This window comes from Klebsiella sp. CN_Kp066, from assembly GCF_040065135.1.
In the GTDB taxonomy this organism is placed as follows: Bacteria; Pseudomonadota; Gammaproteobacteria; order Enterobacterales; family Enterobacteriaceae; genus Klebsiella; species Klebsiella oxytoca.
In genome coordinates, this window is sequence record NZ_JBEAIU010000023.1 from 414,310 (window position 1) to 427,610 (window position 13,301).

Here is a 13,301-nt window from a genome sequence, read left to right on the forward strand (position 1 = left end):
GGATTGCAGGTGAAATGCCGCCTGATGTCTTATCACCCGCTATCCGTCAAAATAGCGGGCGTTTTGTTAACGAAAGCATAACAATCTGGGCCATGACTGTATAATCAATGTTATCTATCACGCGTTAGATTTAACTTATTTAACGAATAATAAACACACAAAATCAGGTCAGATTGTAGTGGCGGTCCGGCACCAGTTTCTCCGGTAAGGGATATTGTCCGGTCATATCCAGCAGGTTGCGCTCAATGGTGTTACACATCGCGTTCAGCGGCAAATCGTTAGCGGCGGTACCGAACGGATCTTCCAGTTCCTCCGCCAGCGAATCCCACGACAGGAAGGTGTAGGAGATAAACACCGACACGAACGGCGTCATATAGTGAAGATCGCCGACCAGCGCAAACGGCAGCAGCGCGCAGAACAGATACACCGTGCGCTGCAAAATAAGCGTATAGGCAAAGGGCACCGGGGTGCTGGCCAGCCGCTCGCAGCCCCCCAGCGCGTGGCCCAGCTCATCAAGTTTATTGTCCATCAGGCTGAAGGTGATATCGCCAATCTTCCCTTCTGCGCGCAGACGCCCCAGCTCATCACCTGCCAGCAGCAGAATACGGTTGGTCGGCATCGAGCTGGCGAGAATTTCCTTTACGCTGTGCGGCGGCAGCAGACGTGCTAAATCAGCGCTCGGATCCGTCTTACGCAGCTGATGCTTCAGACTCCAGCTAAACGCGACCAGATAGCTCACCAGGCGTTGATGGGCTGCGCTTTCCGTCGGCAGAATATTTTTCAGCTGGCGCACCAGCGTTCTTTGGGCAATCAGCACCGTCCCCCATAAATTGCGCGCTTCAACAAAGCGGTTATATCCGGCGCTATTGCGAAATCCGAGGAAAATAGCGATGGCGATCCCCAGCAGGCTAAACGGCGCGACGGTAAGATGGATCCCCAGCCGCTCATACCATTGATAGCTAATGATGGCGATAATCGACATCATTACGTTAAGCAGCAGGCGAAAAACAATTTTGGACAGCACGGAGCCGTGCCAGTCAAACAAGCGAAGGAACCAGTGTTGTTCTGGCCGGATAATCATTGTATTACTTCCTGAAATTTCGCACGGTTAATATCCCTGTCAAACGGCAAGTTACCTGGACATTGGCTTTCCTCGCACCCCATTCGCTGACAGAAGTCAGATTCTGGGGACTCCCTGCGCCGCCGTCTTCCTGTAACTTGAATTATTCAGGCTATAGAGCGTTTCTATTAACCGATTGGATTCTTATATTGTTTAAAAACACGACATTGTGTCAGCCGGCTATTTATCAGCGATGAAAGAATAGCCGCTGAATTATGGTCCTTTTTTATTTCGCAGGCAATATTATCCGCAATCCGACATAACCCTCGAAAATCCAGGGGAATAATTTACGCGACAATCGCGGCGCTCTCTGCGCGACACGGGTCAATATGAATCATCATATGCAGAACGTTATGGTGGCTTAGCACCCGGGTCCGCACCAGCAGCGCAATATCGTGCCCCTCCGCTACCGATAAATGCCCGGGTACTTCGACATGCACATCGACCAGGATCAAATCCCCGGCACGACGGGTTTTCAGGTCGTGCAGCGCCACGACGCCGGGCGTTGCCAGGATAGTGGCGATTATTTGCCGCTCGCTATCGCTATCCACTGACCGATCCATCAGGTCATGGAGGGCGTCAGACGAAAAGGTATAGCCCATGCGGGTGACCAGCGCGCCGACAACCAGTGCGGCCACTGGGTCAAACCAGGCGTAACCGGCCAGATTACCGATGATGCCGACCGCAACGACTACCGAAGACGCGGCGTCCGAGCGGGCGTGCCAGGCGTTGGCAATTAGCATAGAGGACTGGATTTGCTTAGCCGCCCTTAGCATATAGCGGAATAAAATCTCTTTGGCGGTCAGCGCGGCGAGCGCCACCCACAGCGCGGTAATATGCACACTCTGAATAGATTCCGGTTGCAGTAGTTTGCCGCAAGCAGACCACAGCATACCCGCGCCAACCAGTAACAGCAGCGCGCCAATCACCAGTGAAGCGCCGTTTTCATAGCGCCGGTGCCCGTAGTGATGGTCGCTATCCGAAGGTTTGCCGCTTTTTTTATTGGCCAACAGCACAACGAAATCGGCCACCAAATCGGAAAGAGAATGAATACCATCGGCGATTAAGCCCTGCGAGCCCGAGAATATCCCGGCCAGTATCTGAAAACTGGATAAAAAGAGATTGACCATCACGCTGACCAGCGTCGTTTTACGCGCAACCTGGGAACGCTGCTTATCGTTACTTATTTTCATTACCGACACTTCCCCGAAGAAAAAGAGCAAGACTACGCGTTCAGGCTTAATTTTTCCTGAATAAGTCGCCGCCATTAAGAGAGTGTTTAATTATTTCTTCCGACCTTAAATATATAAATGAGAATAGTTTGCTTTTAAACAAAATAGCCATATCAATAATAGCCATGGCTATATTTCCGCGTATTCAACAAAGGGGCAAAATTAAAACTGATTCATCCGGCGCATTGCGCAATGATACGCGCCGTTGCGCACCGAGGCGCGCAGTATGCGAGCGACGCCGTGAACCGCAAACCGCGCGCTGTGCCGCTGTAGCGTGCTCATCGGCAAATTAAGCATCTCCTGCGCCCACGGCGGCAGCAGGTCAATTCCGGCGCGCATCATTATTCGCCCCACCGGCCGGCTCATACGGCCCGGCAGACGGGTCGACAGCAGAACGTGGGCAACTTCCTGGGTTCGCTCATCGCAGCGCAGCACCGGCCGCATCTCCTGCAGGTAATCAGCAATCTGCCGCGGCGTCTGTGGGATATCCCGCGCCCCGAGGCGACGGGCAACTTCGGCCGCTTCCTCATAGTATTGCTCCTGACGGGCGGCGCTGACCACGGTCCGCTTGTAGCGCAGATGCGAGGCCATAAAGCTGCTGCATTCGGCGACGTGCACCCAGGTCAGCAAGTGCGGATCGCTGGCCTGATAGGGCGTGCCGTCTTTGTCCTGGCCGCCTACCCGCATATGGATCCCCTGTACTTTTGCAATCAACCGTTCGGCATCGGCGGTGGTGCCAAAGGTGGTGGCAGAAATAAACTGGCTGGTGCGGCGCAGGCGGCCAAAGATATCTTCACGGAAATTTGAGTGATCCCAGACGCCCGCCAGGGCCAGCGGATGCAGCATCTGTAACAACAGCGCGCTGACCCCGCCGCAGAGCATGGACGTGAAATCGCCGTGAACCTGCCAGATAGCCGACTGCGGCCCAAAAAGCCCCGGTTCGCCTTTGGGATGTTCAAAATCGATCTCTTTTAGCGCCATGCCGGTTAAGCCCAGAACCTGAGCTTCAATCGTTCCGCGTATGCTGATCATGACCCACCTGCTCTCATTCGTGAGCAAGAAAGATAACATTAATCAACGGCGGGGGCATTGTCCTGAAACGGCTTTAAAGGAGAGCGCCCGCTGAACGCGGGCACCCGAGAGGTCAGGAATTGAGCTGATAATCCAGGGTTATCTCAGCATTCAACACCTGAGAAACCGGACAACCGGCTTTTGCTTTCTGAATAATGCTGTCAAACGCGTCGGCCTCAATGCCTGGCAGCACGATTTTGCTCTGTAGCGCGATCTGGGTAATGGCGAAACCGCCGCCGGATTTATCCAGCGTTACCACTGCCACGGTATCAATGGAGGTCGCGGTGTAGCCCTCTTCGCTCAGCATCAGCGATAGCGCCATGGAAAAACAGGCGGCATGTGCGGCGCCGATAAGCTCTTCCGGGTTAGTCCCCTTCACACCCTCAAACCGGGTGTTAAAACCATAAGGCTGCTGGTTCAGCGCGCCGCTCTCGGTAGAGACGGTTCCTTTACCGCTTTTTAGATCCCCTTCCCAATGCGCCTGACCTTTCTTATGGATTGCCATGATATCGCTCCTTTTGTGACATGAAAGGGTTAAGTATAGAACTCCCTTACGCATTTGGGCGGCACGCGGCGATTTTAGGATCAATCCGCAGCGATATTTTTACTCATATTGATGCCGGTAACGCGAAATCCGGTGACTTCATAGAGTCGGCGAGCGCGCGGATTATCGCCGGCGACGCGCAGTTTTATTTGGCGGATACCCTGGTTTTTTAATTCATGCTCAAAAGCCGCCATCGCTTGTTTACCCAATCCCTGCCCCTGCAAGGACGGAAAAATATAAAAATCACAGATAAAGGCGGAGCGTATTTCTGCGTCAGGCTTATACCAGAGATAGCCAACCCGCTTTTCTGTACCGTCAATTTCATCGAATAAGCAGCGTAAAGCCTGGCCGTGAGTATTGACGCCATCGGGCAGATCCTCGGCAATTTCGCGCTGCGCCTGGGCCAATGCCGCCTCCGGAGAAAGCGCGTAATTGGTCGCGATCTCCGCCGCATAATCGGCAATAAAATAGTTCAGGTACGCGGCGTACTCTTCATCGCGCATTGGGCGAATAACAATCATCACAAGGGTCCTTTTATATCGTTAGGTTGCGCCAGTTTTTGCTGAATCTCTTCAAGAAACAGCGGCAGCGCGCTCGGCTGGTAGTCCCGCGAGAGATAAATCCCATACACGTTTAAGGCTTTTGGCCGCCAGGTCGGTAAAACCTGTTTCAGCGCCCCGCTGTTGAGCGCCCGCTGCGCCTCCAGCTCCGGCAGCATTGCGATGCCGCAGCCGGCTACCGCCGCCTCCATCAACAGCGAGGAGATCCCGGCGCTGAGGTTGCCGGAAACCGCCACCGTCACGCTTTCGCCGCTGGGGTCGCTAAACTGCCAGGTCTGACTGGCAAAATGGCTGTAATGCAGGCAGTTGTGGCGAGTGAGATCGTCCGGCGTATGCAGCGGCCCATTCTGCTGTAGCCAGCGCGGCGACGCGCACAGCACCGAACGGCAAACGCCGAGACGGCGGGCGATAGCTCCCGGCTCCGGATTGTCGGTGATCCGAATCGCCACGTCGATCCTTTCGCCTATCAGGCTTACCGGATGATTGTTGATATCCAGCTCAAGACGCAGGTGCGGATAGCGGGCGAGAAAATCGGGCAAAAGCGGAGAAATCAGCTGCATCGCGGTAAAATGAGCGCAGGCTACGCGCAGCGTTCCGCTGGGGATCGCTCGTTCACTCTGCCCGGCGATCTCATCCGACAGCTGCGTCAGGGTGCGCGTTTTTTGCAGTACCTTTTCCCCCGCAGCCGTGAGCGTCAGCTTACGGGTAGAGCGATGAACCAGTCGGGTGCCAGCCCACTGCTCCATCTGTTCCAGATAGCGGCTCACCATCGGCCGCGACATCCCCAGCGCCCGCGCGGCGGCGCTTAAGCTTCCCAGCTCACAAATACGCATATAGACCTGCGCGGCAATGACTCGATCCATAACTTGATTCCATCTGCACGTTTTATGAAACTCAGCATCTCTTTTTTCAGGAATTTTCGCAAATCAGGAAATCCGTAAAATAGCGCTTATTCACCTGACGAAGAGAAACGAACATGAAATTATCTGCCCTTGCCATCGCCACTACGCTGTTCAGCGCTTCAGTTCTGGCAGCCCCATTAACGTTGCAAACCTATAACCCGCAGGAGAACGGTATTTTCGCGGTTAACTCCACCCTCGCCTCCGGCCCGCATGAAGCGGTGTTGTTTGACGCTCAGTTCAGCGTGAAGGATGGCGAGAAGCTGGTTGAAATGATTCAGAAAAGCGGTAAAAAACTGACCCGCATCGTGATTACTTCCGGCGATCCGGATTTCTATTTTGGCCTGCAGCCGCTGGTCAAAGCGTTCCCGGAAGCCAAAGTGGTGGCAACCGCAGAAGTGGTTAAACACATTAACGCCACCAAACAGGCCAAACTGGCGTACTGGGGCCCGCAGATGAAGGACGGCGCGCCGACCCAGGTTTATGTCCCGCAGGAGCTGACGGCTAATACCTTCACTATCGACGGCGAAAAGGTTGAGATCCGCCAGCCGCAAAATTATGCCGCCTATGTGTGGATCCCGGCGAATAAAGCCATTCTTGGCGGTACCGGCGTGGCGTGGGGTATGCACGTCTGGACGGCGGACACTCAGAGCGTCGAAAGCCGTCAGCAGTGGATAAATACGCTCGACGAGATGGCCGCGTTGCATCCGCAGCAGGTGATCCCCGGCCATTATCTCGGCACGCCGCCAGCCGGTGACCGGGCGATTACTTTTACTCGCGATTATTTGACCCAGTTTGAGCAGGCGCTCAAAGAGCATAAAGATTCCGCTGGCGTCATTAAGGCGATGAAACAGCGCTGGCCGGGGCTCGCGGAAGAGAGTTCGCTGGAGCTGAGCGCCAAAGTGAATACCGGCGAAATGAAGTGGTAAGTCTGGGTATTACGCGGGGATTTCTGCCTGGTGAAGGTTAATGCTATATCCAGGGGGTAAGCCCGCCACCCGCCCGTCGGCCCGGAAAGGCGAACGCCTTACCGGGCACGATCCGCAGAAGCAGAGTGACCCCGGACCACTCTGAAAATGAGGCTGATTGTGCCGTCTCAATGTTGCTAATCCCGGCAAAATGGGCCACGCTAATGATCGCCGCGTGAAAAATAAGCGGCGTATTGAGGGTTAAATTTCGTCCGACAGTCGTCGGGCTTGTCCTTGAAACTGACACAGGATAAAGGAGTAAGAATGAAATCGAACCAACAGGCACGTCATCTTCTTGGTCTGAACTACAAACTTTCTCAGCAGAAAAAGGTCCTGCTGGAAGGCGATGCGGAAACCACGGTTAACCATGTTCGCGCCACCGGCCGCAAGCGCCGCGGTGGCTAATCTTTCAGCTAAGTGATGATAAAAACACCGTCCTTTCTCCAGGATGGTGTTTTTTTAAGACTATCCCCCTCATGTTTACCCTCCTTTGATGTCTTCTGCTTTATACTCTGCCCGCTGCCATTCCCTGCCAGCCCCCCGCCTGTCGCCGCGCCCGGGCTGAAGCGATTATCAAGGAGTTAGTGCGATGCAATTCACTCATAAGAAAAACCGCTCTCTTTACATCCCTTACGCCGGCCCCGTGCTGCTTGAATTTCCGCTGCTCAATAAGGGCAGCGCCTTCAGCATGGAAGAGCGCAGCAGCTTTAATCTGCTGGGCCTGCTGCCGGAAGTGGTCGAAACCATCGAAGAGCAGGCCGAACGCGCGTGGATCCAATACCAGGGATTTAAAACCGAGATCGACAAGCACATTTACCTGCGCAACATTCAGGATACCAACGAAACCCTGTTCTACCGTCTGGTCGGCAACCACCTCGATGAAATGATGCCGGTCATCTATACCCCGACCGTCGGCGCCGCCTGTGAACGCTTCTCTGAGATCTATCGTCGCGCCCGCGGCGTGTTTATCTCTTACCAGAACCGCAATAATCTCGACGATATTCTGCAAAACGTACCGAACCATAACGTTAAGGTTATCGTGATGACCGATGGCGAACGTATTCTCGGCCTCGGCGACCAGGGCATCGGCGGAATGGGCATTCCTATCGGCAAACTGTCGCTGTATACCACCTGCGGGGGGATCAGCCCGGCCTACACCCTGCCGGTCGTTCTTGACGTGGGCACCAATAATCAGCAACTGCTCGACGATCCGTTATACATGGGCTGGCGCCACCCGCGTATTACCGACGATGAGTATTACCAGTTTGTTGACGATGTTATTCAGGCGATTAAAGCCCGCTGGCCGGATGTGCTGCTGCAGTTCGAAGACTTCGCGCAGAAAAACGCTATGCCGCTGCTTAACCGCTATCGCCACGAAATCTGCTCCTTCAACGATGATATCCAGGGCACCGCCTCGGTCACCGTCGGTACGCTGATTGCCGCCAGCCGCGGCGCGGGCAGTCAGCTGAGCGAGCAGAAAATTGTCTTCCTCGGCGCCGGTTCCGCAGGCTGCGGTATCGCGGAGCAGATCGTCGCCCAGATCCAGCGCGAAGGGTTAAGCGAAGAAGAAGCCCGCAAACGCGTATTTATGGTTGACCGTTTCGGTCTGCTCACGGATGCGATGCCAAATCTTCTGCCGTTCCAGAGCAAACTGGTGCAGAAACGCGAACACCTGCAAGAGTGGGACACCACCAGTGACGTGCTGTCGCTGCTTGACGTGGTGCAAAATGTAAAACCGGATATCCTGATCGGCGTCTCCGGGCAGCCTGGGCTGTTCACCGAAGAGATTATCCGCGAGATGCATAAGCATTGCCCACGACCAATCGTGATGCCGCTGTCAAACCCGACCTCAAGGGTGGAAGCCACGCCGCAAAATATCCTCAGCTGGACCGACGGAGAAGCGCTGGTCGCTACCGGCAGTCCGTTCGCTCCGGTAACGCTCAAAGGCAAGCAGTACGTCATCGCCCAGTGTAACAACTCCTATATCTTCCCGGGGATCGGCCTTGGGGTTATCGCTTCAGGCGCTTCGCGCGTGACCGATGAGATGCTGATGGCCGCCAGCGAAACGCTGGCGAAACATTCGCCGCTGGTGAATAACGGTGAAGGTCCGGTTCTGCCGGAACTGAAAGATATCCAGAGCGTTTCGCGCGCTATCGCTTTTGCGGTGGGTAAAATTGCCCAGGAGCAAGGCGTGGCGGTGAAAACCTCCGCCGAAGCGCTGCTGCAGGCGATCGCCGATAACTTCTGGCAGCCGGAATATCGCAACTATCGCCGGACGTCAATATAACCACTAGCGTAACCGGGAGCGTTAATGCTCCTGGTTACCTGGGAAATAATTCTCTGGTTCGCTATTTTTTGATATCAAATCTATAGCCCTGCCGGCGAATCGTCACGATGGACTCAGATGAATAACACGCCCGAATCTTTTTACGTATCCGCCCAATAAGGACCATTAGTGAACTGCTGCAATATAGCTCTCCTTCTGCATACAGCTGGCGCATAAGATCATCCTTGCTGGTAACTTTACCGCAGTTGCGGATTAATGTTTCCATAATAATATATTCAAAAGCGGTCAGATTTAACGTAACACCATTTACTGACAATTCCCGACGCGAAAGATTTAGCAGAAATGGCGGTATTGAGATTAATTCTGATGACAATCCATAGTTGCGGCGAAAAAGCGTATTGATACGCGCAACCATAATATCAATATGAAATGGCTTACGGATGTGGTTGTCCGCACCGGCGTTGAGGGCGTTAACGCAATCCTGCCAGCACTCGCCTGCGCTCATAACCAATATCGGTACAGAAACCCCCTGGCCGCGCCAGTCGCGTATCAGAGCCAGACCCGCTTCACTTGTCGCGTCCAGATCAATAATTGCGATGTCAGGCGGATACTCTACGATATAGTAATTCGCTTCCTTGACGTTTTGTGCATCATCGACGATATGCCCTTGCTGCGTTAGCTGTACTTTCAAATGATGACGCAGCAGAGCCTTATCCGCAAAGACAAGTATGCGCATCTCCCCCCCTATTTCGATAGTAATTAACAGGCGTGACCTTTTTATTTTTTAATAACTATATTGTGCGGCTGTTGCTGTACGTTAAGTAGCATGCGGCATTAAAAACGCTAATAAATAGTTTTTAGCGGTGATAATTAAATTTTTCATAAGCCTGGCTCACGGCGAATAAAAACCCAAAGCGCTTTATAAGGATATAAAGCACCAGACAATTGATATAGTTATCTCAGGAAACGGCCTGGCTAACGTTTATTGAGGATAATCAGTCCTGCTGTCAGATTATCTCGCCAGGCTTATACAGACGAAACAAATATTAAACCACATGCCGTGGCTTATTCAACGTTAGCTATTGATGATCAAAATCTAAGCAAACAGATTTATTTAGCAGCATGAAAACAGTGAGCCCGGTTTTTAAAGTATATAAAACCGATAATCATTTTATCTGAAGCATAAATAGCTATAAGTATGACAAATAATTGATTTTGAACCATTACAGTTTGCAGAAAAATAATGATATATATCAATTGGTAGCGGAAATATTCTTCTTTTCTGTCGAATCGATTATGAAATGAGCGAGATTACGTAAGTTATATTGATTTCATGAATAATTCTTCTGCGTTATCGCTTTTGCGTTGCGCCAAAGCAGCGCTGCTAAGCCTGATAGGGTTCAAGCGCCCAGGATGTTAGTGGCAAAAGCGTGCCCGGCGTAAACGGATCGCTAGCCAAAACGGATTTCACCCATTACACTGCCTGCACCTATCAACTTACTGAATAAAAAAAGGAGGATCCCATGTCGTACCGTGAAATGTTTTTTTCACGTGCATTTGGCGATCGCACCTGCTCAAGCGTTATCGGTATCGTGCTGCGATAACTTCAGCTTGAGCGAAGAAACCAAAGACTGAATCCCTTCCCTCGGGCTTACCGGGTTATCGTCAGCGATGTTTGACGAGGCATAAACATGCCTGTAACTCTTGAGTAAGTTCACCATGAGTACATTACTAACTGCACAATCTCTCCATGTTGATACGGCGTTTGGCCCGCTGTTCACAAACCTCTCCTTTACCCTCAAAAAAGGCGACCGCATTGGCCTGATTGGCTATAACGGCTGCGGAAAAAGTACCCTGCTTAGAGTGCTGGACGGCACGATGATTCCGAATGGGGGCAGCGTGGCGCTGGCCAGCCACTGCCTGATGGCGCGGGTGGAACAGCATCTACCCGATACGCTGTTAGCGCAACCTCTGCTACAGGTGGTCCTGGAAAAACTTCCCGCCCTTGAGCGAGAGAACCAGCGCTGGCAAGCGGAGCGGCTGCTGACGGAGATGGGCTTTACGGCCGATGAAGCCCGGCAGCGGGCGTCAACCCTGAGCGGCGGTCAGCATACCCGGCTGCTGCTTGCCAGGGCGCTGATTCAGCAACCGGATCTCCTGCTGTTGGACGAACCGGGAAACCACCTCGACCTGCCGACCCTCCTGTGGCTGGAAAGCTTCTTGCAAACCTGGCAGGGGAGTTTCGTTCTGGTGTCTCATGACAACATCTTACTGGATGCTGTAACTAATGCGAGTTGGATCCTGCGCGACAAAACCCTGCATGCCTTCTCCCTGCCCTGCAGCGCTGCCCGTCAGGCGCTGGATGAGCGAGATGCCAGCGATGCGCTGCGCCATAAAGCCGAGCAAAAAGAGATTGACCGGGTCGCCGCCAGCGCCAAACGACTGGCTATCTGGGGGCGCACCTATGACAACGAAGATCTCTCGCGTAAAGCTAAGCAAATGGAAAAGCAGGTTCAGCGCCTGAAGGAGAGCCAAACCGATCTCACCGCCGGAACACCCTGGCGGCTAACGCTGCGCGGCGACATGCTGCGGGCAGACAGGCTGCTGGAGATGGATCAGCTTCCCGTCCCGCCCGCGCCGGGTCTGCCGGTCCTGTTTACTGCGGGTCTGGCTCGTCTGAAAAGCGGCGATCGGGTCGCGGTAATGGGCCGTAACGGCGGCGGGAAATCCTCCCTGCTGCGTCTACTGTGGCGACATATGCAGCAGGAATCAGCGGAGGACGGCTTACGCCTGCACCCGCGGCTGAAACCGGGTTATTACGATCAGATCCTGCATCAGCTTGCGGATGACGACACGCTTCTCGACGCGCTGGAGCCTTTTGAGCCGGCGGCGGACGCGCGCAAGCGGGCGCTGATCTCAGCCGGATTTAGCTGGGCTCGTCACGGGCAAAAGGTCGCCACCTTAAGCGGCGGCGAGCGTTCGCGTCTGCTATTTGTCGGCCTGTCTCTGGCCTGCTATAGCCTGCTGCTTCTGGATGAGCCAACCAACCATCTGGATATGGACGGCAAAACTGCGCTGGCAAGAACGTTGTGCGACTACCCAGGCGGACTGCTGCTGGTGAGCCACGACCGCGAACTCATTAACCATAGCTGCAATCGCTTCTGGCTTATTGACGAGCGCGGGCTGAGCGAATGGCACAGCGCCGAAGAGGTGTATGAGGTTTTACGCACCGCCGTTCGTTGTCCGGCCCCGGAGGTCGTGGCGGAGAACCGCCGCGAAGCGGAGGAAGACCATGATACGCTGCTGGAACGGTTAGTGTCGCTTGAGCAACTGCTGGCCGACGATCTGGCCCGTAAACCAAAACATCAAAAACCGCAGCTGCAGGCGCAGTGGCGTAAGGAGATAGCCACCCTCAACGCTTTGCTAAGCTAAATGTTGTTCCCCGGCGCAGCCCGCTGCGCCGGGATTTTACTTAGTATGAGTCGCCGGTCGCGGTTTGATTCGACTAAACTGCTGCTCGGTCATCGTCCTGCCCCACTGTTCGCCCTGCCACTCTTTATCCAGCGTGAAACTAAAGGATTCATACAGCCTGCGGGCGGCGTGCAGGCCGCTGAAGGTCCATAGCTGTACTGATGCAAAGTCCCGGCTATCGCAAAAAGCCATGGCTTCGCTCAGCAGGCGCCGACCAATGCCGCTACCCCGGCAGCTATCGTCGAGAATAAACCAGCGCAGATGCGCCTGGTTATTCCCCAGATCCTCGCCGTCAATCGCTACCGATCCGACAATTTGCTCGCCCTGAACGGCCAGCCAAACACGGTTGCACGGTTTATCGAGACGAGCTGAAAATTCCGCCAGCCCGCTGGCGACTTTACTCTCGAAAAAAGCACCAAACTGATAATGTTTTGCATAATACTCGCCGTGCATTTGCGCTATGCGGCCAATCATTCCAGGCCGATAGCCGGTAGCGATATCAATCGTCTTTTTCGAGCCTGTAGCCTCGACGTCGCGGCATTTTTCCAACGCCCAGGCCCAGGTTGTGAGGCCCTGAGCGACGCACTGTCTTTGCGCATCGCTCAGGTGTTCCAGCGCATCCACTACCCGCATAGCGCCGTAGGCGTTAATTTTTTTGACCGTCGCCGCACCTTGCGCCGTTAACGCAAGCTGCTTAATCCGCCCGTCGCGGGAGGACGTTTTTTCCCGGAGTTCCCCGGCGGCAAGCAGACGGGAAAGCATCCTGCTGACGCTAGACTTTTCCAGCCCCAGGATCTGCACCAGCTGAGCGGCCGTCATCGCGCCGCGTAGAGAAATTTCCACAAGCGTATGTACCGCCGAAGGTGAGTACGCCGTAGCGGCCAGCGTGGTGCTCATAAAGCCCAGTTCACGCACCATCAGGCGGGAAGCGGTACGAATTTCATCAACAAGCGCGGGTGAGTTCATCTGAGGTCAGCTCTGTCAGAAATAGTTGCATGATACAACCATTTTCTGCTGCGTGCTGTCAAGCCGCCGTGTTGCCTCCTCCCTGAACTGGCCTCAACTGAACGGGGTGAATGCTCGCACTTTACTCGCGCGTGACACCATGCCGATACCCACCTTGCGGGGAAAAAGACGCCTGCCGGCTTT

Annotated in this window: 12 protein-coding genes; 4 read left to right on the forward strand and 8 right to left on the reverse strand. The window is 54.1% G+C overall.

The genetic code is table 11. The features are described from left to right. Positions 1-163: 163 nt before the first annotated feature. From ABLV75_RS04880 to ABLV75_RS04905, 6 genes are all read right to left on the reverse strand, one after another. Positions 164-1,081, reverse strand: a complete 918-nt coding sequence (locus tag ABLV75_RS04880) for a bestrophin family ion channel (RefSeq protein WP_004101970.1) — start codon at positions 1,079-1,081, stop codon at positions 164-166. Positions 1,082-1,407: 326 nt separating this feature from the next. Beyond that, complete coding sequence (locus ABLV75_RS04885) at positions 1,408-2,313, reverse strand: cation diffusion facilitator family transporter (RefSeq protein ID WP_004112917.1); 906 nt, start codon at positions 2,311-2,313, stop codon at positions 1,408-1,410. Between the two features lie 201 nt (positions 2,314-2,514). Further along, positions 2,515-3,384 (reverse strand): oxygenase MpaB family protein, encoded by an 870-nt coding sequence (locus ABLV75_RS04890; protein ID WP_049095765.1) that lies wholly within the window; start codon positions 3,382-3,384, stop codon positions 2,515-2,517. A gap of 112 nt (positions 3,385-3,496) precedes the next feature. Next, complete coding sequence (locus ABLV75_RS04895) at positions 3,497-3,928, reverse strand: OsmC family protein (RefSeq protein ID WP_004101962.1); 432 nt, start codon at positions 3,926-3,928, stop codon at positions 3,497-3,499. An 80-nt stretch (positions 3,929-4,008) separates the two neighbouring features. Next, complete coding sequence (locus ABLV75_RS04900) at positions 4,009-4,488, reverse strand: GNAT family N-acetyltransferase (protein ID WP_004101960.1); 480 nt, start codon at positions 4,486-4,488, stop codon at positions 4,009-4,011. Next, positions 4,488-5,390 (reverse strand): LysR family transcriptional regulator, encoded by a 903-nt coding sequence (locus tag ABLV75_RS04905; protein ID WP_004101958.1) that lies wholly within the window; start codon positions 5,388-5,390, stop codon positions 4,488-4,490. Before ABLV75_RS04905 ends, ABLV75_RS04900 begins: the two co-directional genes overlap by 1 nt. Positions 5,391-5,503: 113 nt before the next feature. On the opposite strand from ABLV75_RS04905, the gene ABLV75_RS04910 reads away from it, so the two are divergent. The 3 genes from ABLV75_RS04910 to ABLV75_RS04920 all read left to right on the forward strand — a co-directional run bounded on the left by ABLV75_RS04910 (position 5,504) and on the right by ABLV75_RS04920 (position 8,681). Then, on the forward strand, positions 5,504-6,355 hold the full coding sequence (locus ABLV75_RS04910; protein ID WP_004101956.1) for a Vmh family MBL fold metallo-hydrolase: 852 nt from the start codon (positions 5,504-5,506) through the stop codon (positions 6,353-6,355). Positions 6,356-6,658: 303 nt separating this feature from the next. Next, entirely contained in the window at positions 6,659-6,799 is a 141-nt protein-coding gene (sra, locus tag ABLV75_RS04915; RefSeq protein ID WP_004101955.1) for a stationary-phase-induced ribosome-associated protein, read from the forward strand. A 184-nt stretch (positions 6,800-6,983) separates the two neighbouring features. Then, a complete protein-coding gene (locus ABLV75_RS04920; protein WP_004101954.1) occupies positions 6,984-8,681 on the forward strand; it encodes an NAD-dependent malic enzyme in 1,698 nt (565 codons plus the stop codon). 61 nt (positions 8,682-8,742) lie between these two features. Here ABLV75_RS04920 and ABLV75_RS04925 read toward each other — a convergent pair whose 3' ends face one another. After that, positions 8,743-9,417 carry a response regulator gene (locus ABLV75_RS04925; RefSeq protein WP_004101952.1) on the reverse strand — a complete coding sequence of 225 codons (675 nt, stop codon included), beginning with the start codon at positions 9,415-9,417 and terminating at the stop codon, positions 8,743-8,745. A gap of 983 nt (positions 9,418-10,400) precedes the next feature. Here ABLV75_RS04925 and ABLV75_RS04930 point away from each other — a divergent pair. Beyond that, positions 10,401-12,113: an ABC-F family ATP-binding cassette domain-containing protein gene (locus tag ABLV75_RS04930; protein ID WP_004101950.1), complete on the forward strand. Its 1,713-nt coding sequence runs from the start codon at positions 10,401-10,403 to the stop codon at positions 12,111-12,113. Between the two features lie 36 nt (positions 12,114-12,149). Here ABLV75_RS04930 and ABLV75_RS04935 read toward each other — a convergent pair whose 3' ends face one another. Beyond that, a complete protein-coding gene (locus tag ABLV75_RS04935; protein WP_004101948.1) occupies positions 12,150-13,118 on the reverse strand; it encodes a helix-turn-helix domain-containing GNAT family N-acetyltransferase in 969 nt (322 codons plus the stop codon). Positions 13,119-13,301: the final 183 nt, after the last annotated feature.